The following is a 26,506-nucleotide window of genomic DNA, read 5'->3' as shown; positions in this document are numbered from 1 at the left end:
CGGAACACTCGTCTTCGGCAAAAAACGGGGGTTATTTTGAGTAGGTTATGAAATAGGGTACGAAGAAAACGTCACACAGTATAACGGTTGCATGCGTCCTGTTAGGATTCCCTGGCTGCGGAAAGGCGGGCATTTGACCAATTAAGACAGATATAAACAGATGAAATCAAGCATGACGCAAGCGACCCATGGAGGGACGATTATCATACATGCGAAGATTCCATGTGGCAAATGAAAGCTAATTATGAACCTATGAAAAAAGAAGTTATTTCAGGGGAAGGAGTTCCTCAAAGCACCTTGCCATTTTCGCCGGCGTTGAAGGTCCATCAGCTGGTTTTTGTTTCAGGACAGGCCTCCGTGGATGAACAAGGAAAAATCGTCTCAGACAATTTTGAAGGAGAAGTACGCCGGTCTTTCGAAAATGCCCGAAAGATTCTTGCCGCGGCGGGGCTTGACTTTAGCCACGTAGTGCAGGTGAGAAACTACGTTGCCAGACAGGAGGATCTCGCAACCTTTAACCAACTTTACACCGACTATTTTCAACCGCCCTACCCGGCCCGAACAACCTTAATTGGCTGTCTGGGTACTTTGTTGAAGTTTGAAGTAGATTTGATCGCGTATGCAGAATAAACGTCCAAAGCGGATCGGTCTTTTGGGTATTTACCACGAGTCCAATACCTTTCTGGAAAAGCAGACTACACGGGAGGATTTCGAAAACGGACACCTTCTCTATGGAGCGGCACTTTTGGATGAGTACCGGGATGCCTATCACGAGATCGGGGGCATGCTGGAGGTAATGGATAGCGAGCCAGATTTTGAAATCGTGCCACTCTTTTATGCAGAAGCTACCCCGGGAGGAAGTTTGTCTGCTGATGTTACTGATTTTCTTTTGGCAGAGGTGAAACATCTGCTGACCGGGGCGCTCCCGCTAGACGGCTTATTGGTGGTGCCGCATGGTGCCGCGGTCAGCGAGGCGTACTCCGATTTTGATGGATATTGGCTACGCCTGACCAGGGAAATCCTAGGACCCCGGCTACCCATCATGGGGACCATTGATCCACATTGCAACCTCAGCTACGAGATGGTGGCCGCGGTGAATGCCCTCGTGGCCTATAAAACCAATCCACACGTGGATCAGCGAGCCGTGGGAAGGGAAGCAGCCAGCTTATTGATAGGTACATTAAACGGCCGATTATCGCCAAAAATGCACGCCCTTCAATGTCGGTTTGCCATCAGCATAGAAATGCAGCATACTGCATCCAGTCCCTGCCAGGAATTGTACCAGGTGGCCGAAGAAATAGCCAAACAGTCAGCCATCCTTTCTACCAGTATTGTCTTGGGCTTTCCTTATGCAGATGTGCCGGAAATGGGCACCAGTTTTATCGTTATCGCTGATAGGGTAGACCATGCTGCGAGAGCCGGCTTGCATAAGCTGAACGAGTATGCCCTGGAAAACCACCGGAAGTTTTCCGGAAAAAAAATGGATCTGGATGCGTTGCCCGAGGCCATGCGGCAGGCACAAAAACCCCTGCTGCTTTTGGATATGGGGGATAATGTGGGTGGAGGCGGCCCCGGAGACAGTACGTTCTTACTGGAATTATTGGAGGCAAGCCCGGATGCCAACGGCTTTATGTGTATATGCGACCCGGAAGCGGTCGCGACGATTCGGGATAGTCCGGGTTCCGGGTTCATTTCGCTCACCATCGGGGGCAAGACGGACCGACTTCACGGGAAACCGCAGAAAATGGCCGTCAAATTATTGGCCATGGTGGATGGGAAGTTCAGCGAAAAAGAACCCAGGCATGGCGGGCAGGTACATTTCACGATGGGCGAAACGGCTATTGTCAGAACCCGGGGGGGAAACACCCTAATGCTGACATCCTTGCGGACAGTTCCGTTTAGTTTACAACAGTTGGTGCATTTTGGAATAGACCCGGCACAGTTTGAGATTTTAGTAGCAAAGGGAGTACAGGCTCCCCTGGCCGCGTACCAGCCAGTCTGTAAAAGCGTCATTCGCGTCAATACGCCTGGGGTCACTTGCGCAGACATGCGTCAATTTGTGTATCACAACCGGAGACATCCCTTGTTTCCACTGGATGCGCTTTCGTTTCCCGAGGGACGCGGAGCAGGTTTGCCAGAGCCGGCCCAGGTGAAACCTGAATTGCTCCACAATTGGGAATATTATACAGAAGGGCCGGTGGTCGGTGGCGAAGGAAGCGTGTATTTTACCGATCTGCTTGGAAAGCATATTTTAAAGTACGAAAAGGGTTCGGTTTCACATTGGGCCGACGGGAACCGTCCCAATGGTCAGGCCATCCTTCCCGGAGGGGACCATTTGGTCTGTGATAGCGGTTCCGGCCGCGTGGTCCGCTACGCGGCAGACGGAAAACGTATAGGTGCGGTTTCCCCGGAAAGGATCGATGGGGAAAGGGTACGTTGTCCGAACGACATTTCGCTGGATTCTGCCAAAGGTTTTTATTTTTCGGATTCAGTACGCGAAGTGGGCAGGGTGTATTTCGTGGGATGGGACGGTTCGGCTCACTGTGTCGCAAAAGATCTGGATTATCCAAATGGGCTCTTTTTTCTGCGAGAATCGCAGCTATTGTGGGTTGCAGAAAGCTATAAAAATCGCATTTTGAAATTTGACTTGAAACTCCCTGCGGATCATCCAGATTATCGGCAGGTTTTTGCATCCCTACCCTACCATCCTACCAATCGGCTGACCGGAAATCTCCCGGATGGATTGGCCATGGATGCCGAGGAGCGCCTCTGGGTTGCGCATTATGGCATGCAGGCCATTCAGGTCCTTTCACGAGAAGGGAAATTGCTGGCAACCTACGATTCAGGAATCCCTTTGACCAGTAATCTTTGTTTTGTGGATGAAGAGGTTTGGATCACGGGTGGCTTTTCCGAACCGGGTCCGGGAAGCCTGACGAAACTAAGCGTAGGTATGAAGGGATACCCTATTGATTGAATGGAAAAGCAGGAGCAAAGGTTATCCGTCGGAATCATCGGTGCTGGAAATTTCAGTACCCGACACATTGAAGTCATACATCGGGTTCCCCAGCTACGGTTGGTAGCTATCTGCCGGAGAGATCCTCTGGCGCTGCATCAACTGGTGAAACGGTACAAGGTGCAAGGAACCAACGATTATACCCAACTTCTGGAAAATCCCGCTATCCACGCTGTGTTGATTGCTACTCCCCATCACCTCCATGCGGAAATCGCCGTTGCTGCTGCCAAAGCGGGAAAACACATTCTTTTGGAAAAACCGATGGCGACGTGCTGGAAGGATTGTGAAGCCATATACAACGCCTGTAAAGAAAATCGGGTTAAGTTGATGCTCGCTCAGTTGGGGCAATTCACACCGGCGTTTCTGGCGGCAAAGCGTTTTTTGCACTCCGGTGAGCTGGGAACCATTCGTGCAGCCCAGGCCATTTCCGCCTCTTTTTGGAAGCATGCCGACCGGAAGGATTGGCACTTGCGGAAGGAATTCGGAGGAGGCTACCTTTTTACCGTGGCGGTTCACCAGTTGGATGCGCTCTGTGCCCTGCTCCCCTCGAAAATTCGGCGTGTGTTTGCCATGCTTGGCAATGGGCTGCATGGGGACGCAGTGGACGATAATGGCATTCTTTCCATGGAATGCACCGACGGCCTACACGCATCGCTGCATTTTTCCGGATTCAGGGATGGTGTGAATCGGATTGAGACCCTTTTATATGGCGATAACGGCATGCTTAAGATTAGCTTCTCTGAGGGTGCATTTTTCGGGAAAGATCAAAAATGGCAATTATTGCCGGATTCTTACGCTTCGAACTGGATGGATCAGGCGTTGGTCTCCGAGTGGAAGGCCTTTGCTAACGGCATTGAGAAGGATGCCGTATTGCCGGTACCGGGCGAGCACGGCTTGTACCTGATGCAGGTACTTTTTGCGGCCCAGGCGTCTGCGGCCAGTGGAAAAGAGATTTTCGTAACCCCAGGTAAAACCATCAAACCTAAACAAGCACCATGAAGACGACACCGATAGTAAGGGTTTTTGGCCTGCTTTTTCTTATGTTCTCCGTCAGCCCTTTACTTGCCAAGGAGATTAACTGGAGAAATTTTCCCCCGATTCCAGATCAGGAGGGCTTTGCCGGCATGTTTGCGGGAGTAAGCGACGATCGGCTTATTGTAGCGGGAGGGGCCAACTTTCCCGAAAAGAGGCCTTGGGAAGGCGGGCAAAAGGTTTGGTACGACCACATTTATGTTTTAGACGCAGTGGATGGTGTGTGGCAAAAGTCCGGTAAAAAACTACCACAGCCCCTTGCTTATGGGGTCTCGGTAACGTATCAGGATAAAGTCTGGATCATTGGTGGAAACGACGCAAGAGGTCATTCAAGCCAGGTGCTGACCTTATCGTATGAGGAAGGGGAAATTCGGATCGATACCCACTACCCGCACCTACCGGTGTCTCTTGCCAATATGGCCGGGGCGGTAGTAGAAGGGGTGCTATACATCCAAGGCGGACAGGAAAGTCCCGATGGGCTGGCAAGGCAGGAATTTTTTGCTTTGAACCTGAACGATGAGCGGTCAGAGATGAAGTGGACCCAAGGGGCTGTATTTCCGGGGACCGGACGAATTCAGTCTGTGGCTGCCGCGCATGAAGGAAGTTTTTACGTGTTCAGCGGCTTTCACCTGAAGGCCCTTGAAGCGGGCGGCACGACCCGGGAATTACTTCGGGATGCCTATCGGTTCCTGCCCGGAGATCGATTGGGTGAGGGAACCTGGGAGCGACTGAAAGACCTGCCCAGGGGCGTTGCGGCGGCCCCTTCTCCGGCATTCAGCCTGGGTACTTCCCATATACTAATCTCCGGGGGGCTGGACGAAAAAACGATCCTGCATACCGATCCGGAGACGCATCCTGGTTTTTTAGATGAAATGTTGGCCTACAACAGCCGGGCGGGTGAATGGGTAGAGATGGGTGCGATGCCGGAAGGGATTTCCCGGGTGACCGCCCCTACGGCGTATTGGAAGGGATACTGGATCGTACCTAACGGAGAAAAAGGTCCGGGTGTCCGATCTCCGGCAGTCTTGGGGTTACAAACCCAAAACCAATTCGGATGGGCCAACTGGACTTCTCTATGCGTGTATCTTTGTTGCATGTTGGGAATCGGATTTTACTTTTCCAAAACAGATAAGTCCACGGCCCAGTTTTTTCTTGCCGGAGGTCGGATTCCTTGGTGGGCAGCCGGTTTAAGTATTTACGGCACCCAGTTAAGCGCGATCACATTTATGGCGATTCCGGTCATCGTGTATGCAACCGATTGGAGATTAGCGCTGGGTTCTTTTATGATATTTGCCATCGTGCCAATCATCATTCGGTTTTACCTTCCCTTTTTTCGTCGGCTGCGTATCACGACGGCCTATCAATACCTGGAATTACGTTTCAACCTAAACGTACGTTTGTTGGGCAGTTTGACCTTTATTTGTTTGCAGTTAGCCAGAATGGGGGTGGTCGTATTCCTTCCTGCGATTGCCATTTCCTCGGTGAGCGGCATGAACATCTACGTATGCATTGCCATCATGGGCGTGTTTAGCACTGCCTACACGGTGCTGGGAGGAATGGAGGCGGTCATCTGGACAGATGTGGTGCAGGTGGTCGTGCTTTTAGGGGGAGCGCTATTTTCATTATTTTTGGCCATTGGGCAAATCGAAGGGGGGCTGGCTCAGGTAATACAAGTAGGAATGGAGCATCAGAAATTCACCCTCGTGGAGTGGTCCTGGGATCATACCCAGTTGGTTTTTTGGGTCGCAGTGATCGGGTTTTTCTTCCTAAACCTGATTTCCTATACCTCCGACCAGGTCGTCATACAGCGGTACCTTACCGTGAAAAGCGAAGCCGAGGCTGCCAAAAGCTTATGGACCAATGGTATTTTGACCCTGCCGGGAATTTTGCTGTTTTTCGGGTTGGGTACGGTGTTGTATGTGTACTACCTCAGCAATCCACAGAAAATCGGGAGTACGAACCCGGAAGAGTTGCTTCCTTATTTTATTGTGGCAGAGCTTCCAGCGGGTCTCGCTGGATTAGTAATCGCGGGTATATTTGCGGCGAGTATGTCTTCCTTGGACAGTAGCATGAATAGCATTGCCACGGCCTACATCACGGATGTCCACTCCTTTTTCAATCCCGATTCGAACGATCGTCAACGCCTCCACCTGGCAAAAATTATAACGGTACTCATGGGCTTGTTCGGAACGCTTGCCGCCATGTGGATCGCCTCGTCGGAGGTTGGTTTCATTTTTGATTTATTCCAAAAGCTCCTCGGAATGATCGGTGGCAGCCTGGCAGGGGTGTTTGTGTTGGCCATTTTTACACAGCGGGCAAACGCTACCGGGGCGATTTCAGGTACGCTTTGCGGGGCAGGGATTACCTTTCTGGTCAGCCGATTTACCGATGTAAACGGCTACCTGTATGGTGCAATTGGTGTAATTAGTTGTTTCGCTATTGGCTATGTCGTCAGTCTTCTTTTCCCAAGGGGAACGCGTCAGCCGCGAGGCTATACGTATCGGAGCCTTGTAAAAAAGTAAGGTTTACTCTAATTGATCTCCGCCGGGATCTTTCTTTCCCTTCGGACTTTTTAGGTGCACATCGCGCTGGGGGAAGGGGATCTCAATGTTTTCCCGGGCGAAGGCCTGGTAGATATCCCTGAGGACATTGTTTTTTACCTGCAGCCACTGGTCAAAATTAGCGACCCAAAATAGAACGCGGAATTCAACCGCACTGTCCCCAAAATTATGGACCAGCACATTCGGCACCGGAAAGGAAAGGATTCCATCCCGGACGATTACTTTTTCGATGATAGCGTGCACCTTTTCCAGATCCGAGCCATAGGCCACACCGACTAGTATTTCCACCCGTCGGCTTTTATCGGACAGGGTCCAATTTACCAGGTGTTGGGACAAAAGATCTCCATTTGGAATAATTACTTCCGAACCGTCGTAAGCCTGCAGGGTGCTCGACCGGATACCAACTTCCTTCACAATTCCCGACCGCGACCCGACTTCGATCACATCACCTATTTGTATGGGTCGTTCGAAAGCAAGAATGATTCCGGAAACCAGGTTATTCACAATGGTTTGCAAGCCAAAACCAACACCAACACTGAGCGCACCCAACACGATGGCCAACTTGTCCAGGGTTAATCCGGAAGCGGTGACAGCCAGAAAAAAGCCCAATGTAAGGACGGCAAGCCGGATCAGGAGGATAGAGGACCCCAGCCTTTTGTTTCGCTGCTGCAGGCTGTGACTATCCCGGATGGAGGCAAAGTAGGCAATATTCTTGGCCAAAACCGATGAAATCCAAATTAAAAGGAAAAAAATAAGGATACTACCAAAGGTAAATTTTGTGTTTCCAATGGTTCGTGTTTCCTGAAGGAAGTCAAACATCACATTCGCCAGTGCCTGATTTAGGGAGAAATTGACCAGAAGCAGGTACAGCCACATGAGTAGGGCCAGGAAAGAGAAAATCTTTTTCAACCGAACGTAAATAGCCTGATAGTTCAGGAAATTGGCATAATCCTTTTGATTTTCCTTACTCAGTTCGGATTGCAAGTAAATGGCTTCCATGAGCACCAGAACGAACACGTATAGGGAGATGCCCTGCATGGTGCTCAGGGCAGAGGCAATTCCTAGCAATTTACCCAGGCTAAACCTTCCGAAGATGTGACAGCCTACCGAGAGAAGTTGCATACCTATAAAGAAATAAACCAAATAAGGTAAATTCACCGGAAACAGCTTCGGCTTTTCGTTGATTCGTTTCAACAAGCGATACCCGATACCTATTCCCAAAAGGGAAAATCCGATGAGGTACCATTTCTCCTGATGGGCGAGCTGGGTGATTAAATTACTGGCCCCGAAAACAAAGAAAGAAACCACCATCAGGTACCAAAGAAACATGGATTGGCGGTCCAATACGATTTGAATCAAGAAAGTAGTAACCAGGATACTGCCGAATAAAAAAATTAGAATCAGTAGGTAAGGAGGAAAGGAAAACAAGTACGGGCCAATGGCAAATAGAATCAGTGCTGTTCCCAAAAAGGGAGAGTACCGCAGGTATTTGCTTCTGTCGAGAATGAGGTTAGAAAAATCTTTGGTCCGGTAAATCTTTGCTATCATGTTTCGGGTGCCCAAATACACCGATAGAAAAACGATCGCCAGCAGGATTAGCCAACCGTTTCTTGTTTCCAGGTAGTGCCGGAGTATGACCCGGTTGAGTATCCATGTTTCCCTGATTACCTGCGAAAATGGTTTTTCTGAGTTGGCTGCGTGGCTTTGCCAGATGTAAGGGCTATCTCGTTTCAACAAGTCGCGCCTAAAATTTGACTGCCGCAACCGCAGGGATTCAAGTAATTCATCCAGTTGGATTTGAACGCCCGAAAGTCTGGTTTGAATACGTAAGCCGGCCATTCGTTTGGTTCCGTAGAGACTGTCAACGGAGCTAAATTTTTGTTGCAGGATATTTTTCTGCTTGAGGTATTCCTCCGGACCGTCGGTCACCAGCAGGGATTTTTCCTGATCGAGAAACTCCTGAATACGGGTCAATTTCTTTCCAAACTCGATGAAGTCGATTGCCTTTTCATCGATCTGCTCTTGCCATTTGTTTACCTGCTGATCGTAGCCGATGATAAGGTTTTCCAGTTCATTCAGGAGACGTAAGTTCACTGTGCTTTGTTCAGCGAGCGACTGTTCCTGAATCCGTTGCAGCACCAACTCGATGACCGGTATTTGGTTTTGCATGAACATCGTGTCCGGGATCTTCGTCAACCCTGACTTAATTTCTTGCGTGGCGTTAAGAAATTGTTGGTTTTGTTGGATGCGTTGTTCGATACTTATTGGCTTTTGTGCCAGGGAGTCCGCCAAGTTGACAGTGTCGGTAGCTATTTTTGGAAGAATATCGAAGAGGCGACTACTGTTCTGCGCTTTAGCAGGGAGTGTAAACGCGGTAACGAGTAGCCAGAGCCTGGCAAACAGGAAAAAAGGTTTGCCTTTTTTTGCAACCAGCGTGCGTATCCGCAGGGGAATGGTCCGACTCATTTCAAGAACTGAATGCGAAATCAAGGGGATTCGTTTATTTTTCAAATAAATTTACTGGAAATTTGTTAGATCGAGAGATTTAATTTGATAAGTTTTTTGTTTCCATCATGCAGGGTACTTGTACTGCTGCCGCGGAAAGAAGGTTTTCTACCCGTTAGGTACAAAATATTGGGGATTCGGTGTTAATTGCTGTTAAAATCAAGTGTTTCTTACGATATGGCACTGTTTTGGAAGCAACTTATTCCGCATATTGTCGTGTATAATTGAGTAATCTAAAAGAAAGGTATACAATGAATAGAAAACAGTTTTTCCTGGGAATGGTCCTTGCCTCACTGATTGGGGGAATGGTAGCCATACTGGGTGTGAGTTTGTTGCAAAACAATCAAGATTCATCCACAAATTTCGCAGAGAAGCAAAACACAAGTCTTGTGAACTGGCTGGCAGACGATCGTTTCGTCGTGCCGGAGGGCATTAATTTTGTCGCTTCGGCAGAGCAGGTAACTCCGGCCGTCGTTCACGTAAGGAGTACCGTCACCATGGGGAGTCGTGAAAGTGGAGTGGACCCATTGGAGGAATTCTTTGGTTTCCGTCCCCCAAGAGGGGAAGCCCCTCCGAGAGAAGGAAGGAGCTCCGGATCAGGTGCCATTATTTCGAAAGATGGATACATAGTCACCAATAATCACGTGATAGAAAATGCATCCAAGGTAGACGTTACGCTGGAAGACAACCGGAGGTTTACGGCTAGAATCATCGGGACTGACCCAACTACGGATCTGGCATTATTGAAAATTGAGGCGAATAACCTTCCTTTTATTCCCTTCGGTGATTCGGATCAGGCGAAAATTGGACAGTGGGTACTGGCCGTAGGAAATCCCTATGAGCTTAATTCTACTGTAACTGCCGGAATTATCAGCGCCAAGTCAAGAAATATCGGTATCCTTCGGGACGAAAGTAATCTTCAGGTCGAGTCCTTTATTCAAACGGATGCCGCAGTAAATCCTGGAAACTCCGGAGGACCTTTGGTAAACCTGAATGGGGAGATCATTGGTATCAATACGGCCATTGCATCCAGAACAGGCGGATTCAGCGGCTACTCTTTTGCGGTTCCCAGTTCCATAGCAAGAAAAGTAATGGATGATTTGCTGGAGTTTGGAGCCGTTCAAAGAGGCTTGCTCGGCGTCATCATCATGGATGTAAATGCAGATTTGGAAGGATTCATTGGTGAAGACGTGGGTGTAAATCGCGGCGTGTACATCAGAGAAGTCAATGAAGGCAGTGGGGGAGAAGATGCAGGACTTCAAAAGGGGGACATTATCATTGGAGTGGATGGTTTCGATACATTTACTACCTCTGCTCTGCAGGAGCGAGTCGCCAGAAAGAGACCTGGAGACCAGGTAGAAGTGAAATTCCTACGTGACGGCAAAGAAATGACCACGACCGCCACCCTGAAAAACGTATCCGGTGATACCAAAGTAGTCATCAAAGAACTGCCTAAAACCAGTGAATTTGAAGGAGTGATCTTTGAGGACTTGAGTGCCGGTGTAAAAGAACGACTTGAGTTGGAAGGCGGGGCATCCATTTCCGTCATTGACAACGAAATTTGGAAAGAAGCCGGTGTCAGGGAAGGATTCATCATCACCAAAATTGGTCGGGTAAAAATCCTGAATGGGGAAGATGTGATCAAAGCACTTAAAACCTATAAAGGCGAAGAGGTGACCATTTTGGGTGTTTATCCCAACGGACAACGATCCTACTACGATTTGAACTTGTAATGTTCGGAATAAAAAAGTAAAAAAAGACCGCTCTTTTCCAACGAGCGGTCTTTTTTTATGCCCGCCGTGCATGGTAACCTGCCAGGTGGTGAAAGTCTCCTGTGATTGGTTGTAGTCGACAACTTACTAGCCACGAGCAAGAGCGGTCCTCGTAAGGTGGAATCTGAGGGCTGCCTGTCGCGGGTAATGAGGCTTGTGGCGAAGCTCCGCTTCGGGGAACACGAACAAAAAATGCCGTAATCGATGGGATAAGACCCCAAACCAAGTCAACGTCCAAAGAGTACGCGAACATCGGGATGTAACTGTGGCAGGGACATGGCGTGAAAATGGGCTGCCTTACTACGGGAGGCCTACTGGATCTGTGGAAACGGCCTACGAGACCGGAAGTAAAGCTTGCCAGGAAACGTCAGTCGAAATGGTAGTAAACGATACAACTCATTTGGGTAAGGGCTGGAGGTTACTACCTGAGCTGTGGACGAAGGGTGCTGTACGAATGGAAGAAAGCAAAAAATTTCGGAGAAATAGATCTCCCAGAAGTGATCTACCGCACGATCGAGGACCGACGGATCGTACCTTTCCTGGTTTAGAAATGCCTGCAAGACGTTGGTTACCAGCTAGTAATCCATTGCTCTGGGCATCCCCCATGGCGAACCGCTACGTCCATTTTTGAGCAACTTTATGCTCGACGGGCTGGACCGGGAGCTGCAACGGAGGGGCACAGGTTCATGCTCCATACCGATGAAATGGTAGCTTTGTGTAGACACAAAGGAAGTGCAGAGCGAGTAATGAAGTCGTTTATCCACGTTAAAGGGGAAAATTGTTTCTGAAAATGAATAGGGCTAAAAAACCAGAGATCCCCGGTATCCAAGGCAAAGTTGTCTGGGCACTCCTTTTATGAAGTAAAAAGGGAAGGTAGATGGGGTCCACCTAAAAAGTGTATCGAAGATAAGGGCCAAACCAAATGAACGGACATCCCGCAGCAATGGCTGGGCAAATGACTACAGGAGGGAAGCCCTCCGCCAGTGTCACCGGTTGGATAACCTCCTTCAAACTGGCTGACATGCGTAATTTGTTGTTCAAGATTGACGAATAGTACCGGATACGGATAAGGATGATAACATGGAAACAATGGAAAAGGATACGGACCAGTCCGACTAATCTTACCAAATCTGGAGTCAAGAAATCCAAAGCAGGGGACTGGGTAAAGACAAGAAAGGGCTACTGGCCCACTACCGGTAGTTTTTTACGCAGCATCACCATTACCTCGGCCAGCCTTACACAGGCATTCCTGAGGGATTGGTATCGAAAGGTTGGGTTTACGATTAAAGGAATGACCTGTACCCTGCGGTACGCAGGCCGGGCTGAGCGCAAAGGTTGGAGGTACAATCCTTATCGTTCTATTCGATTACATGCAGACAGAATGGATGCGCAATAAACCTACCATCCCTGCACCATGCAACCCAAATGAGGTGCAGGGGTTGGTTGGTCCTGCATTGTGGCAGCCGGATAAAAACGATATATTTAAGCCCGTAAAAAAATTGATAGATGTTTCGTCATGATACAAAGGAAAAAGGATTACGTTTTCGTTTTGAGTTTGTTTTTACTTGTTTCTTGCAGCAGCGAAGGCGACAAAAACGATGAGCGCATGTACGGAGACAATTTACTTCACAAGCTCGCGTACAACAACCCAGGCTTGGTCGTAGATTTGGATGCGGGATTCAAAGCAGTTCCGATGCCCATGGACTTTGATGGCGATGGAGACCTCGATTTGCTAATTTCAGAATCAGCTAGCTATACGGAATCCGGAATCTTCTATTTCGAAAACCTATCGGGAAATGTACCCTTACCTTTGTTTAGAAGAAGAATGAAAGTCTCCTTTGAACGAAGGAGGTTGGGGGATGATGGGGCGAGGTTTCAGGTATCGGATGTTCAGGGTCGTATGCACGTGTTGACACCAGACAGGGTAAGGGAAAAATTGTTACTATATAAAGATGTTCCTGAAAATGTATTCTGGGACGAAAATGAAGTGATTCTTCCCGAAGAAGGGTACGATTATTTACACAATTGCAAGTCTGAATGGAAGCTTATCGATTTTGACGGCGATGGGGTGCACGATTTGGTAGCGGTGGCTACCGGGGATAGGCCTAGATCGTACCGCGGAAAGGTAGCCAAATTAGCGGAGAAGATTGAATACGTGACCGATGGAGAAAATCACGTTTTATTTTTGAAAAACAATGGAACCGACGATACGCCGGTTTACGACGTTCCGAAGCGATTATTGAAATCGGATGGTTCCTCATTGGCGGAAGGCCTTTCCCTCAAGCCTATGTTTGCAGATTTTGACAACGATGGGGACTACGATTTTTTGAGCATTGGGAAAAATCAAGAGAGTTTTGAAGTTGAATGGAACGATGATTTTCTGATTTATTTTGAAAACACCGGTTCGCCGACAAATCACGAATTTTCTTCCGGTAAGGTGCTGACCATTGATAAACTTCCCATACAGTTTGAATCCAGGGCTACCATGCATCTGGTGGCAGTAGATTGGGATAAGGATGGGTATACAGATATCCTTGCGGGAGATGAAGACGGTAAAATATCCTATCTCAGGCATACCGGAAAATTCAATCAGGGGTTACCTCAATTTGAGGCACCAGTTTTTTTCCAGCAGGAAGCCAAATACGTAGATTTTGGAGCCCTGGCGGCACCCAGGGTTTTTGATTGGGATGGAGATGGTCTGGATGACATTATCAGTGGAAATGGAGTAGGGCACATTGGGTTTATCAAAAATCGCGGAGGCAAAACACCTTCCTGGGATGCCCCTGAATTGTTGGAAGTAGGAGGGAAGCCAATTCGGTTGATTCAAAACGAAGCACTGCCCAACACAGAGCCACCTATTTGGGGATATACGACCATCGACGTAGGCTATTGGGATGAAGATGATTTACCGGATATACTGGCAAACGAGCACAATGGGAACGTCGTTTTTTTTAAAAATATTGGCACCAGGACGTCTCCTGCGCTTGATTTTCCAAAGCCACTACCGGTCATGTGGGAAGGCGACCCCCTGCGTCCCGCATGGGTGCCGGGAGTCGCCAATGACAGCGAGCTTCTGGCACCCTGGAGAACTTCTCCGTTTATCATGGATGTGAATGAAGATGGCTTGAATGATTTGGTGATGCTGGATCATGAGGGATACCTGGCCGCATACCCCCGTAAGAAAGTGGAGGGGCAGTTGGTGCTAGCACATCCACAAAGAAACTTTATCTATCCCGATGGACGTGCAATACTTCTTAATCAGCGACAAGGGTCCAGTAGTGGGCGATTGAAAATTACGTTTCATGATTGGGATGGCGACGGTCTGGAAGACTTGATCGTCTCCTCCAAACCAGCAGTGGACTGGATGAAAAACAAAGGGAAGAAGGATGGGAAAATCGTGTTGGAGTACATGGGACGGGTGCTTTCTCAAACGTTGATGGGGCATACCGATGGTCCGGTGGCGTCGGATTTCAACAACGACGGAGTCCCTGATTTACTGGTAGGAACAGAAACCGGTCAATTTTATTACTGGCAGCGATCTGGCTACGATATCACTACTACCATGACCTCTGTTGGAAGACAGCAGCCCGCTAATTACTCCTACTTTAAGCGTTAGCAGTGTTTTGGTCTTCGGAGGAAATTTGTTGGAGGAAAATAGAAAACCAAAAGGGGCAACATCTCCCTGTAGCTTCTTTGCTTTATCTTGTGTTTTCGAATTCGCTCGGAGAGTTTTTCGCAAGAATGTCCGATGTAATACCGGTCACTTGACTCGGAGAAGAGAATGTAGAAGAAGCAGGGCATAATAAAAAAAAGCCTCCGGAAGAGGCTAATCGTGGGAGTTGAGGGATTCGAACCCCCGACCCTCTGCTTGTAAGGCAGATGCTCTGAACCAACTGAGCTAAACTCCCAATAAATCAATCTGTCAATTGTGTTCAAGGTTTTTAACCCCCTAACCTTCCGATGGTAATCGGAATGCTCTGAACCAACTGAGCTAAACTCCCAATAAATCAATCTGTCAATTGTGTCCAAGGTTTTAACCCCCGGCTCTTCCGATGGTAATCGGAATGCTCTGAACCAACTGAGCTAAACTCCCAATAAATCAATCTGTCAATTGTGTTCAAGGTTTTAACCCCCGACCCTTCCGATGGTAATCGGAATGCTCTGAACCAACTGAGCTAAACTCCCAATAAATCAATCTGTCAATTGTGTTCAAGGTTTTTAACCCCCGACCCTTCCGATGGTAATCGGAATGCGCTGAACCAACTGAGCGAAACTCCCCGTTTGTCAATTTATAAAGCAGTGTCGCACATTAATTACGCCCGCCTTTTTCCATTTGTTTTCGGTACAGCCCGCGCTTTTGCGGGAAAACCGTTCCGCACTTAGTCGGATGGGAATGCAAATGTAGGATTAATTTTTTTTGTTACAAATTCTATCTGGCATTTTTTTCAATTGGTTTATTTCCCACCGAAATTCACGGTCAGACCTCCGCGGGCCCATCTGCCCGGCATCTGCACGGTACCTGCCTCAATATAGTCTGTGTTGCTGAGGTTGGATACTTCTGTGAAGAAGCCTACGTCTTTTAGTCGGTTGAAGTCAAGTCGGATGTCCAGGAGAAAGTAGGGATCAAGCTTCATTCGTTCAATATAACGACTTTTTGCCGTCAATTCGAGCTTATCTTTGTATGAGAGTTGTATACCCCCGATGAGTTGGTGACGGAGAGCATTCAGTGAATAGCGGGTTTCCTGCCCCTCCTGTTCTACCAGATTGGCATCAATGAAGTGATAGCTTACGGAAACTTCTTCCATTTTTAGGACGGAATTGGAGGAAGAAAATGTGTAAATCAGGCCAAGTTCCAGCCCTTGAAAATCGACTTCGTTAAAATTCTGCGGCTGCCAGGGGCTGTCGGCATCCGGCCTGGCCCATTCAATCAGGTTACTGGTGCTCCTCTTGAAGTATACCAGTTCTGCATTCAGGCCTTCTTTGAAAACCTTAACTCCACCCTCATAGCTCAGGGCCTTTTCTGGCTGAAGGTTTTCATTGCCTATGTTGGTGGGGCCGGAGTAATACAGGTCGGTATAGGTAGGGATCCGGAAACTGCTGCCAACGTTTGCGTATGTGCGCAACCAGGGACGCAGTTGGTAACCAATTTCGGCGCCTGGGAAATGCTTCCACCCGTACTCGGAATAGTAATTTGAATACATTCCGGCTCGTAGGTCACCCTTTTCCCCAACGATTATGCGGTGTTCCAGAAATGCACCCAAAAGCCTGCGGTCCCGTTTTCCAAGATTATTGCTATCGATCTGCTCTTTTCTGCCTTCTACCCCCATACCGAGCGTACCAATGGGAAGTTTCCGACGCGCATTGACCTCCAGAGCCACCACGTCAGTGCTGTGCTGGTTTTGGAAGAATTCCGGTTCGTACCTGCGCAATCGAAATTCGTCCTGATTTTGCCTCCAATAGGCCCGCGTTTGAATATACAATTGATCCTGTTCAAATGTATGGCTTAAGGCCGCCAGGGTGGTCTGTATGCTTTCCCATTGATCGGGGAAGGAGCTGGAATAAAACCCATTGGCTCCAAAATCCCGGTTGGCAAAGGCCACCATTGCTTTCAGTTCTTGAGAAGGGGTCAGCGCCAGGCCACTTTCGTAGAAAAGATTGGTAACCTTGTAGTCGGAATTGTACCAGTGCCCGTTACTTGCGTCATGCGAAACGGCCAGGTTTTGTTTAAAATTTCCCAAAGGCAGACCCAATTGGAACGTTCCTCCACGCATACCGAAGTCGCCGCCGTAGATGCCCGCGTGAAGTTCATAGGTCTCCGGAAGTTCGGTAATAACGTTAATTGCGCCTGCATAGGCATTTTGCCCAAATATCCTGGATGCGGGGCCTTTTAGCACATCTATCCGCTGTATGCCTGCCAGGGGAACTGGAATATTTACCATGTGATGGCCCGTTTGTGGATCGGATAGTTTGATCCCGTTGACCAGCATGAGCGTTTGCTCAAAAGATCCGCCGCGAATGCCGATATCTGCCTGAACGCCTGCCACACCCCGTTGGCGAACGTCTACCCCGGGGGTGAACGAAAGAATTTCCTGGAGGCTTCTTGCGGGGCTGGTCTCGAGGGCTTTTCGGTGTATGACCTGAATATTTCGGGAGCTTTTGGAAAAGGGGATTTCCATTCGGTTTTCCTTAATGGTGACCTCATCCAGGGTGAACGAGAGACTGTCTTCCTGTCCCAGTAAGGGCAAGGTATATCCAATAAATACTACGGTCAAAATGAAATACTTCATGGCTAGTTTCTGGTTAGGTCGATCAAAGTACCTCCCAAAAAATCAAAAAACCAAGTCCGAAAAATAGAGGCATTCATTTTCATAGCGGGAACATCGGTAACAAAGGTGAGGATAGGCGAAATTTTTTCTTATTTTTCCCTTTAATCTTAGATGAAAAGTCGTTTTTGTCTCCATACGAGCACTCGATGCTTCTTGAGGTGTTGATTTCTTATTATTTGGTAATTTCTGTTAAATTAGCAGAAAAGAAAACAATATGACTTCTACTAGTTTCCGCAAATGGATGGCAGTGGTACTGCTATTTTCGGTAAGCTGGGCTACAGCACAGGTGACCGAAAACAATCAGGATGATTTTAATGAGTTTATGTACAAGCGGGGCTCGGCTTACCGATCTGCTTCTGGTACTCCAGGGCCCGATTATTGGCAAAACCGGGCGGATTATTCGCTGCAGGTTCGCCTGGATGAAGAGAAACATGTACTGGCCGGGACGGTGCAAATTTCCTACACCAACAACAGCCCCGAGCCGTTGCCGTTCATTTGGATACATCTCGAGCAAAATCGATTTACTCCGGATTCGAGAGGAACGCTCACCACTCCCATTTCGGGAAACCGCTATTCGGGAGATACCGACGGTGGCTACACGATTCGGAATGTGCAGGCCCAGCTTAGCAAGCGCGGCAGTACTCCCAATTCACGTTACCTGATCAACGATACCCGCATGCAGGTTTTTTTTAGTGAACCCATTCCCGCAAAGGGAGGTGAAGCCAGCGTTTCTATGGATTTTGAATTCAAAATACCCGAGAAAGGGATGGACCGCATGGGACGCTTGTCGGTGGAGGACGGGACCATTTATGCATTGGCACAATGGTATCCTCGCGTTGCGGTATTTGACGATGTGGTCGGATGGAATATTGAGCCCTATCTGGGCGCGGGCGAGTTTTACCTGGAATACGGCAACTTCGACTACAAGGTGACCGTTCCTTATGACCATATTGTAGTGGGTTCGGGAGCCCTTCAAAATCCAAAAGAAGTTCTCAACAAGGAATTGCAGGAGCGAATGGAGCTGGCAGCCAGCAGTGATACCACGGTTTATTTGGTTCGGCCCGATGAGGTCTTGCACCCTGAACTGACCCGACCAAAACAAGAAGGTTCCCTGACGTGGCACTTCCGTATAGAAAATGCCAGAGACGTGGCCTTCGCTACGTCCAGAGCGTTTATTTGGGATGCGGCGGCGATACGGCTTCCCAGCGGGACCCTGGCCATGGCTCAAAGCGTTTACCCGAAAGAAAGCGACGGACCCGAAGCCTGGGGTCGGTCTACCGAATACAGCAAAGCCTCCATTGAGCACTATTCTCAAAAATGGTACGAATACCCCTACCCTGTGGCGGTAAATGTAGCCGCCGACATCAACGGCATGGAGTACCCTGGACTCAACTTTTGCAGTTATAGGAGCAGGGAAGGATCCCTATGGGGAGTCACGGACCACGAATTTGGGCACAATTGGTTCCCGATGATCGTTGGGACAAACGAGCGAAGGTATGCCTGGATGGATGAAGGTTTCAATACGTTCATTAACCACTACAGTTCTGAAGCGTTTAACAATGGCGAGTACGGGTCCAATTTGAATCAAACGCGTAGGTATCTCAATTGGCTAACCAGCGAGGACCGGGAAGGGATAGATACCTATCCGGATGTAGCCAATACGGCAAACCTGGGTATGATCGCTTACATGAAACCTGCCATGGGACTGCTGGTATTGCGGGAATACATCTTGGGTGAGGAGAGATTTGACAATGCATTTACTGCGTACATCGATGCCTGGGCCTACAAGCATCCCCAGCCAAGTGATTTTTTCAATCGGATGGAAAATGTGGCGGGGGAGAACCTGTCCTGGTTTTGGAAATCCTGGTTTTATGGAACAGGAAATATTGACCTGGCGATTGAACGCGTGGTCACTTATGGAAACGATCAGGTGATTATTCTGGCAAATAAGGGGGAGGTACCTATGCCCGTCAAGCTAGGGCTTACCTACGAGGATGGTTCTCAGGAATCACTAATGCTTCCTGTAGAAATTTGGCAGCGGGGAGACCGATGGAATTATCGGCACTCCGGGACGAAAAAATTGACGCGGGTGGAAATTGACCCTGATAAAATACTCCCGGACGTCAATATTGCCAATGACTCATGGCCGACGAATATCTACAAATAATCAACTGCAGGTAAAAAAGGCTGGATCGATTTTTCGGTCCAGCCTCTTTTTTCTCTCAGTATTCATCGTTGATTTCAATCCAATATCCGTTCGGATCCTGAATGTAAATTTGGCGAATGCCATCCGGGCGGATATTTATTTTGCCCTTGTTATCGACCGCATCTTCAAAAGGGATGTTGTAACGGGCAAGTTTCTCGATGAATTCCTCCAAATTTTCTACACTAAAGCAAAGGTGGTTGGTTTTATCAATTACGGGCTCCTTCCAGGGTTTTTCCCGCTCAATCAGGTGCATGGAAAGACCATATCCAATGGCGTACCAGGCGTGAAGGCCGTCTTTAAACGGTTCGTCAATCGGGGTTAACCCAACCACTTCTTCGTAAAATTGACTGCTCTCTTTCAGGTCTTTCGCATAGACAGCAAAATGGTTGATCTTGGTTTGGCTGAAGGCATTCATGGAAAATAAGGTAAAAGCTAGAATAATAAAATACGTTGGATTGCTTTTTTGAGGCATGGATAGTTTGGGTTTTGTTGGTGCCAAATCTAAGAAATAAAAAAAAGCCAGAAAGAATGTTTCTGGCTTTTTTAGGAGCGATTGCCCGTTATTCGTCAAAAAATGCCAGATTGTCGGCATTATCCAGCAGCTTCACTGCCTGCTGATAGATTTCATTGATATTGTTGATGACTTTGTAAAATGCATTGTCGTCATAGATATTTCTTGCCATGTGGGCTTTCAGGAGTGTTTTCAAATACACTTTTGATTTATTAAAATCCTTGGCATTGAATTCAACATCGTATTTCTCCCCGGTCTTGACCAGGGAATTCAGCATGGCGTCGGAAACCTCAAAGTCCCTGTAAAACTCGTCGAACGACATCTCTTCAAATTTACGTTTATTATCGTCCAGGTAATCCAGAATGAACTCTCTCCAGGACTCGGAACTGAAGAGGCGATTCACATAGGAACTGGTCATGCTGGTGTCCAAGGGGACAAAGTAATCCGGCATGATTCCACCGCCGCCATAGACAGTGCGTCCCTTTACCGTTTCGTATTTCAGGCTGTCATTGAAATTAATGCTATCGGCGCTAAAAAACTCCCCGTGCTCCAAACGATTGTAGTAATCCATCGCATAATCCTCCTCGTCTTCACCATAGGGTTTTTGGATGGACCGTCCGGAGGGGGTAAAGTAACGCGCAATGGTCAGCCTCAACTCTGCGCCGTCCGATAAATCGATGGGCATCTGTACCAACCCTTTACCAAACGACCGCCTGCCCACAATCAGCCCCCGGTCGTTGTCCTGCAATGCGCCCGCTACAATTTCAGAGGCAGATGCGCTGCCTTCGTTTACCAACACGACCACCGAACCTTCTTCAAAGGATCCCGGTCTAACGGCCCTAGCTTTTTGATTGTATCGTTTAAGTTTTCCTTCCTGGGATACAATGACCGCATTGTCCTTTAAAATTTCATCGGCGATATTGATTGCCGCACCCATGTATCCTCCCGGATTTCCCTGCAAATCCAGGATCAAACGGTCCATTCCTTCGGCCTTCAGTTTTTGAAGTGCCAGTCGAAACTCCTCGTGCGTGTTGGCCGCGAAACGGGTAATCTTAATGTATCCGGTTTCTTCGTCAATCATATAGGAAGCGTTGACGCTATACTGAGGAATTTTATCCCGGATGATCTTGTATTCCAGTAGATCCTCTTCGTTTTTTCGTTTGATACCGACGACTACCTGGCTTCCTTTGGGTCCTCTGAGCAGGTCAAAAACATCCCGATTGGTAACACCGGTGCCCGCTACCGTTTCCCCATCTACTTTAATGATTTGATCTCCGGGAAGGAGACCGATTTTTTCGGAAGGCCCGCCCGTCAGGGGGGATACCACGTAGATGGTATCTCGTAAGATGCCGAATTCGATACCAATTCCATCAAATTCACCCTCTAACTGAGACTTGGCGAGTGCAGCATCTTCCGCGGGAATATAGCTCGAATGAGGGTCCAGTTTGCCAAGCATCTTCTCAATGCCGTACTCCACCAATTCATTGGTGTCCACACTATCCACGTAGTCTCTGTTTATGTAGGTGATGATTTCCTGCAACTTGTAAATAGCCGATTTTAAATCGTTTCTGTCTGTCTTGGGCTCTGCAAAGGTAGCACCTATCCAGATTCCGGCAGAGATCCCCAGTGCCAGGAAAATGGGCAATCGAATCTGTGCTTTGGTGTTCTTCTCTATACTCACGTCGTTTCGGTTTACTATTTCTTCAGGCGAAGCCTTGTATCTTTCAAGGTACTCTTTTTTAATCAAATATACAATTAAACATGTATCGGGACTGATTCGTTTAAATAAACGCAATAAAATTCAAATCGATGTCGGAACATCCCGTTTTTTACGTTAATTTATTTTAATTTTACAGCCATGCACTCCCTCGAAAATAGTCGTAAAAAATCCATTGCGGACCTGGTCAACGAGAACCACGTCCTTGCGGGGGTATTGCATTTTTTTGGTATCAGTTTTTTTCAGCACGAGAATCATTCCCTGGAAGAGGCCTGCAACGCCCACAGGGTCAATCCCGCTCAGGTGATCGCGGCGCTGGAGGATTGGGCAGCGCGAAAGGAACCTACCCGGGAAGAATTGTTTCTCCATCCCATAGAATTGGTCGTGGGCTACCTGAAGAAAAAGCATCGGTATTTTGTCCGGCAAGCGCTACCATTTTTATCCAGCATGGTAGAGGGCATTGATCTTGGTCCGAAGCACAAAAGTCTTATGACGGACATGCGGTTGATGTTCCCGCTTTTTGTGGATGATTTTATTCACCACATCCATGAGGAAGAAGACACACTTTTTGAAAGAATCCGCCTTTTGCAGGAAATCGATGCCGCGGTTTTGCCGCTTTCCGAAGCGATTCGGGTGTTTTCGCTTCCGGCTATCGCCAAGATGGCGGCTGATCACGAAGCTCACGATGACGAAATGGAGGGGATACGGAAATTGACCAACGACTACCGGATTCCTGCCTCGGCAACCGTGTCCATGAAAGTTCTTTTTCACGAGCTTCAGCAGCTGGAACGAGAATTGGTCATCCACGCAAAAATCGAAAACGATTTGCTTTTCCCAAAGGCCGTCGAATTGGAAAAAGAAGTAAAGCGCAAACTCACCGTACAAATAAAAAGTAATTGATGGGCAGGATACTGGCCATAGACCTGGGGTCAAAGCGAACCGGACTGGCTGTAACCGATCCCCTGGGCATGCTGGCCAATCCCTTGGAAACTATCCCCACGCATAATTTGTTGGAATACCTGAAATTATATTTGGAGAAAGAAGCCGTTACGACAATTGTGCTTGGTTTTCCCAAGTCCATGGACGGAAGTGCTACCCAAATGACCCAGCCTGTGCTGAACCTGGAGAAAAAGTTGAAGCGATTGTTCCCAGACCGTTCCGTTGTGCTGGTGGACGAGCGGTTTACTTCCAAAATGGCCATGCGAACCATGATCGAAATGGGAAGCAGTAAAAAAGACAGAAGAGAAAAAGCGGGTAACCTGGATAAAATCAGTGCCGCTATTATTTTACAAACTTACCTGGAGAAAAAATGATATACCCCATCGTAGCGTATGGAAACCCTATTTTGAAAAAGGAGTCAGAAGAAATTCGGGAGGGAGAGGACGTGAAAGGGTTGATCCGAGACATGTTCGAGACCATGGGGTTGGCGAACGGCGTCGGACTGGCCGCACCGCAGATCAACAAAGGCATTCGCTTGTTTGTCATTGATAGCAGCCTGATGCTGGAAGAAGGTGACGAAGAAAAAGGGGTAAGAAAGGCCTTCCTCAACCCGATTATCTTGGATGAATACGGAGATAAATTTGAATTTGAGGAGGGTTGCCTGAGTATCCCCGATGTACGTGCGGAAATTACCCGGCCGGAAAAACTGACCATTGAGTATTTTGACGAAGACTGGAACCTGAAGGAAGAGGAATTTTCGGGGTTGACTGCCCGCGTGATCCAACATGAATACGATCATTTGGAAGGTATTCTTTTTGTCGATTACCTGAAGGGACTTAAAAAGCGGATGGTAAAGGGTAAATTGCTGGATATCAGCAAGGGCAAAGTACCGACGGATTACCGCATGGTCTATCCCGGTTAATACCTGTTTAATTGTAGTTGGTAAGCCCTATGGAAAACATCCGTGTAGCATTGGTTCAAACAGCTCTCTACTGGGAAGACGTGGCTGCCAACCTGGCCATGTTCGAGGAAAAGCTTTGGAAAATGGAAGAAAAGGCGGACATTCTGGTGCTACCAGAGATGTTTACCACTGGATTTACGATGAATGCGGTCAGCCAGGCCGAGCCCATGAACCTTCATAGTACCCGCTGGATGAAGCAAATGGCCGCACAATTGGACACCGTGGTCACCGGAAGCCTGATTATCAAAGCGGACAACAACTATTACAACCGCATGCTTTGGGTAGAACCGGGAGGGAAGGTAAGTCATTACGACAAGCGGCACCTCTTTCGAATGGCCGACGAAGACCACCATTATTCCATGGGCCAATCAAACACCATTTTTTCTGTCAAAGGGTGGAAAATTCGTCCCCAGATTTGCTACGATCTCCGATTTCCTGTTTGGTCACGCAACCGCTCGACGGAGGATGGAGTAATGGATTACGACCTGATTTTTTACGTGGCTTCCTGGCCTGCGCCACGCGTACAGGCTTGGGATACATTGCTTAAGGCCAGAGCGGTGGAAAACCTTGCGTATTCAATAGGGGTCAACCGTATTGGAACGGATGGAAATGGGGTGCATTATTGCGGCCATACGGCAGCCTACGATTTCAAAGGGAATTGCATCGCAAGCGCTGGAGAGCAAGAAGGAGTCGTCTACGTAGACCTGAATGCCTCGTCCCTTCGTGAATACCGAACGAAATTCCCTGCCTGGAAGGATGCAGACAGGTTTTCTCTATCCTAGGGACCTAACCAAAGTTTTTTATACAAGGGTTGCTGGTTTGGTGCCTGAAATTCAAGGAAGTACAATCCCGGAGAATATCCCCAAAGGTTGAGTTCGTTTTGCTCGTTTTCTCGTAAGGGTAGTTGGGATGTAAGCAATCGTCCGTTGCTGTCATACACCGAAAGGCGTACTTCGGCTTGGTTTACCACAATTTGGACGTGATGGTCCTGGCTGGGGTTTGGAAATATTAGCGCCTTTAAAGTTACAGAAGTCTCCCCGTTCGGATTAGGTATCCTTTCCAGGTACTCGAGCCCTCCCGCACGATTACCAATAATCAAATCGGGTTTTTCGCCCAAAAGGGAGGGAACCAGGCCGATCCAGGTATTTCTACCGAATCGGGTTTGATCAAAGATCCTGTTTTCCAGTTGAACCGAAACCGGGAGGACATTCCCCGCTCCCAAAATGTCTTCCGAAGAATACAACACACCTCGCTGGTCGATGGCCGTTAGGTAGGGCTTGGGTCCTGATTTCACTGCCACCGTGAGATTTCGACTCACGGGATTGTCTACAAAACCCAAAAACTCCCGCTCCAGGAGTCTGAGTTCCGGTGCCCCATCCAGTGTCAATGAAAATAGTACCAGTTCTCCAGTCTGCCGAGCCAATGCCAGGTAGTTCTCTCTGGAATCGTGGAAAAGATAAACCTGGTCCATTCCCCGCAAGACAAAGTCGGGTACGGTAATCGAAAACCTTTCTTCGGGTGTATCGAGTTTTCGAAAGCCAGATTTGTTTTTCCGGAATCTGCCCGGTATACACATCGCCGGTAATCACATGGTAGGTTTCATTACCTGCGGAAGTAAACCGCTGGTAGGAAGGCTCCAGCAGCTCGAGCTCCGACAGACGAAGGTAATCCTCGCTTACCAGTTGGATTTGGTTGTTCTCCCATTGCAATTCGTAAACCCGGCCCTGAACTCCTTTTGAGTCCCGGATATTTGCGCCCACAAAAAGACTGCCCTGCAAGCGGTTGCCCAGGAAATAGGGACGGGAATTTTCACCAAAGTCTACCATTTGTTCCTGTAAATAACCCGTGGTTTCGACGGTTCCGGAAAGGCCCGGTTGTAACAAATACATGCTCCTTGAAAAATCCGAACCGGTATTGATAATCGGTTCGGAGGAATGACTGGATACCAACAGGTCCTCTTCCAAAACGAACGCACTGTGAAAAATAGGAAACTCAGGTAAAGGCCCGAAACCAGGAAGTGAGGTGGTGAATTCCTCAAAGACAGGTTCCGTGTCCGAACCCTCGTTTGGCAGGAAATAAAGTACGCTGCACTGGTCTTGTCCGATCAGCAAGTCCCTTGTTCCATCGTTATCAAAATCCCGGTACAAGAGCGTATGCCCTCCCGAATGCAGGGTACGAAGCAAATCGGGTGTGGGTTCCCGATCAGCGATGGGCTGACCTGCGCAGGTAATGCCAAAACTGATGGATCCACAATCGCAAAATTCGAACCTTCCCCAGCGGGCAACCGCAGCGGCGAAACCGTCGACCGAAGGCTGTCCGGTGCGTTCTATGCTGGTGTTTTTAAAGAATTCCAGGTAGTCTCCCGTTGCAAAATTAAAGGTGAGGATGTCCAGGTCGCCGTCGCCGTCGAGATCCTCGATCAGCGGTACATCCAGGATATTGGCCGTGAGATTGGAGCCATTTTCCAGACGAAGAAAATCGCTTTCGACGACCCATTCCGGAAATTGATCAGCGCTTACTCCTTCATTTCGATAGGCTTTGATCCCAAAGGGGGAGCCTGTAAACAGGTCTTTTTTTCCATCGCCATTGAAGTCCGCCAATAGCAGAAATCCATTGACATCGTCTGGGAAATAGTACGCGGCTCCGGGGAAGTAGCGGTAGCCGTTTTCCCGGTGCTCGTAGGCATGGATACGCCCCGCATTTATGTCCCAGATAATCAGTTCTTCGCGCCCGTCTCCGTTCAGGTCGAACGCTTGTACCTGTGCGGCATTGATTCCGCCAGCAAATGGCATGGGTATTTCCTGTCCGGAAACGGTTACCGTAGGTGTGTCTCCGGTCAATCGAAACAGGTCCTGGGCGGGGGTCCTTAAGACCAGGAAAAACGAAAGAAAAAGGATCAGGTTGAATTGCCTCATCGGGGAATTAGGATTTGCAGGCTGTAGCCTGAGAGATTTTGGGTGAAA

Annotated in this window: 19 protein-coding genes and 1 tRNA gene; 12 read left to right on the top strand and 8 right to left on the bottom strand. The window is 48.3% G+C overall.

The annotated features are described in order from the left end of the window. Window positions 1–252: 252 nt before the first annotated feature. Genes ABWH99_RS22575 through ABWH99_RS22560 form a run of 4 tightly spaced genes read left to right on the top strand, consistent with a single transcriptional unit; the run spans window position 253 to window position 6,567 of the window. Window positions 253–630, top strand: coding sequence for a RidA family protein (locus ABWH99_RS22575; protein ID WP_375584030.1), 378 nt, complete (start codon window positions 253–255; stop codon window positions 628–630). After that, a complete protein-coding gene (locus ABWH99_RS22570) occupies window positions 620–2,974 on the top strand; it encodes a M81 family metallopeptidase (RefSeq protein WP_375584029.1) in 2,355 nt (784 codons plus the stop codon). Before ABWH99_RS22575 ends, ABWH99_RS22570 begins: the two co-directional genes overlap by 11 nt. Continuing rightward, window positions 2,975–4,012 (top strand): Gfo/Idh/MocA family protein, encoded by a 1,038-nt coding sequence (locus ABWH99_RS22565; protein ID WP_375584028.1) that lies wholly within the window; start codon window positions 2,975–2,977, stop codon window positions 4,010–4,012. Then, complete coding sequence (locus tag ABWH99_RS22560) at window positions 4,009–6,567, top strand: sodium/solute symporter (protein WP_375584027.1); 2,559 nt, start codon at window positions 4,009–4,011, stop codon at window positions 6,565–6,567. The genes ABWH99_RS22565 and ABWH99_RS22560 overlap by 4 nt, the downstream gene beginning before the upstream one ends. 3 nt (window positions 6,568–6,570) lie before the next feature. Here ABWH99_RS22560 and ABWH99_RS22555 read toward each other — a convergent pair whose 3' ends face one another. Further along, window positions 6,571–9,096, bottom strand: a complete 2,526-nt coding sequence (locus ABWH99_RS22555; RefSeq protein ID WP_375584026.1) for a mechanosensitive ion channel family protein — start codon at window positions 9,094–9,096, stop codon at window positions 6,571–6,573. A gap of 266 nt (window positions 9,097–9,362) precedes the next feature. Between ABWH99_RS22555 and ABWH99_RS22550 the strand changes: the two genes are divergently transcribed. From ABWH99_RS22550 to ABWH99_RS22540, 3 genes are all read left to right on the top strand, one after another. After that, complete coding sequence (locus tag ABWH99_RS22550; protein ID WP_375584025.1) at window positions 9,363–10,844, top strand: Do family serine endopeptidase; 1,482 nt, start codon at window positions 9,363–9,365, stop codon at window positions 10,842–10,844. 1,111 nt (window positions 10,845–11,955) lie between these two features. Continuing rightward, on the top strand, window positions 11,956–12,279 hold the full coding sequence (locus tag ABWH99_RS22545) for a hypothetical protein (RefSeq protein ID WP_375584024.1): 324 nt from the start codon (window positions 11,956–11,958) through the stop codon (window positions 12,277–12,279). Window positions 12,280–12,399: 120 nt separating this feature from the next. Continuing rightward, window positions 12,400–14,499, top strand: coding sequence for an FG-GAP repeat domain-containing protein (locus ABWH99_RS22540; protein ID WP_375584023.1), 2,100 nt, complete (start codon window positions 12,400–12,402; stop codon window positions 14,497–14,499). Here the strand turns inward: ABWH99_RS22540 and ABWH99_RS22535 are convergent. The 3 genes from ABWH99_RS22535 to ABWH99_RS22525 all read right to left on the bottom strand — a co-directional run bounded on the left by ABWH99_RS22535 (window position 14,496) and on the right by ABWH99_RS22525 (window position 17,170). Next, window positions 14,496–14,684, bottom strand: coding sequence for a GIY-YIG nuclease family protein (locus ABWH99_RS22535; protein ID WP_375584022.1), 189 nt, complete (start codon window positions 14,682–14,684; stop codon window positions 14,496–14,498). The two genes, ABWH99_RS22540 and ABWH99_RS22535, sit on opposite strands and share 4 nt — an antisense overlap. A 32-nt stretch (window positions 14,685–14,716) precedes the next feature. After that, a tRNA-Val gene (locus ABWH99_RS22530) sits at window positions 14,717–14,791 on the bottom strand. Window positions 14,792–15,337: 546 nt separating this feature from the next. Then, a complete protein-coding gene (locus ABWH99_RS22525) occupies window positions 15,338–17,170 on the bottom strand; it encodes a TonB-dependent receptor plug domain-containing protein (protein WP_375584021.1) in 1,833 nt (610 codons plus the stop codon). A 253-nt stretch (window positions 17,171–17,423) separates the two neighbouring features. Here ABWH99_RS22525 and ABWH99_RS22520 point away from each other — a divergent pair, with 253 nt between their 5' ends. Continuing rightward, a complete protein-coding gene (locus tag ABWH99_RS22520; RefSeq protein WP_375584020.1) occupies window positions 17,424–19,376 on the top strand; it encodes a M1 family metallopeptidase in 1,953 nt (650 codons plus the stop codon). Window positions 19,377–19,431: 55 nt separating this feature from the next. Here the strand turns inward: ABWH99_RS22520 and ABWH99_RS22515 are convergent, their stop codons facing one another. Both ABWH99_RS22515 and ABWH99_RS22510 read right to left on the bottom strand, forming a co-directional pair. Continuing rightward, window positions 19,432–19,887: a VOC family protein gene (locus ABWH99_RS22515; protein WP_375584019.1), complete on the bottom strand. Its 456-nt coding sequence runs from the start codon at window positions 19,885–19,887 to the stop codon at window positions 19,432–19,434. Window positions 19,888–19,975: 88 nt separating this feature from the next. Continuing rightward, window positions 19,976–21,607 carry a S41 family peptidase gene (locus ABWH99_RS22510; protein ID WP_375584018.1) on the bottom strand — a complete coding sequence of 544 codons (1,632 nt, stop codon included), beginning with the start codon at window positions 21,605–21,607 and terminating at the stop codon, window positions 19,976–19,978. Window positions 21,608–21,784: 177 nt separating this feature from the next. Between ABWH99_RS22510 and ABWH99_RS22505 the strand changes: the two genes are divergently transcribed. The 4 genes from ABWH99_RS22505 to ABWH99_RS22490 are packed head-to-tail and all read left to right on the top strand — an operon-like array spanning window position 21,785 to window position 24,325. Beyond that, entirely contained in the window at window positions 21,785–22,543 is a 759-nt protein-coding gene (locus ABWH99_RS22505) for a hemerythrin domain-containing protein (RefSeq protein WP_375584017.1), read from the top strand. Further along, the gene (ruvX, locus tag ABWH99_RS22500; RefSeq protein ID WP_375584016.1) at window positions 22,543–22,956 is read left to right on the top strand and encodes a Holliday junction resolvase RuvX; all 414 of its coding nucleotides are present in this window, start codon (window positions 22,543–22,545) and stop codon (window positions 22,954–22,956) included. Before ABWH99_RS22505 ends, ruvX begins: the two co-directional genes overlap by 1 nt. Then, window positions 22,953–23,504 (top strand): peptide deformylase, encoded by a 552-nt coding sequence (gene def, locus ABWH99_RS22495; protein WP_375584015.1) that lies wholly within the window; start codon window positions 22,953–22,955, stop codon window positions 23,502–23,504. The genes ruvX and def overlap by 4 nt, the downstream gene beginning before the upstream one ends. 29 nt (window positions 23,505–23,533) lie before the next feature. Then, window positions 23,534–24,325: an amidohydrolase gene (locus ABWH99_RS22490; protein ID WP_375584014.1), complete on the top strand. Its 792-nt coding sequence runs from the start codon at window positions 23,534–23,536 to the stop codon at window positions 24,323–24,325. On the opposite strand, the gene ABWH99_RS22485 is transcribed toward ABWH99_RS22490, so the two are convergent. Beyond that, complete coding sequence (locus ABWH99_RS22485; protein WP_375584013.1) at window positions 24,322–24,789, bottom strand: T9SS type A sorting domain-containing protein; 468 nt, start codon at window positions 24,787–24,789, stop codon at window positions 24,322–24,324. The two genes, ABWH99_RS22490 and ABWH99_RS22485, sit on opposite strands and share 4 nt — an antisense overlap. After that, window positions 24,710–26,458, bottom strand: a complete 1,749-nt coding sequence (locus ABWH99_RS22480) for an FG-GAP repeat domain-containing protein (protein ID WP_375584012.1) — start codon at window positions 26,456–26,458, stop codon at window positions 24,710–24,712. Before ABWH99_RS22480 ends, ABWH99_RS22485 begins: the two co-directional genes overlap by 80 nt. Window positions 26,459–26,506 lie beyond the last annotated feature (48 nt).

It is taken from the genome of Cyclobacterium xiamenense (assembly GCF_042140265.1).
GTDB lineage: Bacteria > Bacteroidota > Bacteroidia > Cytophagales > Cyclobacteriaceae > Cyclobacterium > Cyclobacterium xiamenense_A.
The sequence above is the reverse complement of the archived record's forward strand: the minus strand, read 5'-3'. Positions and strand labels throughout refer to the sequence as shown.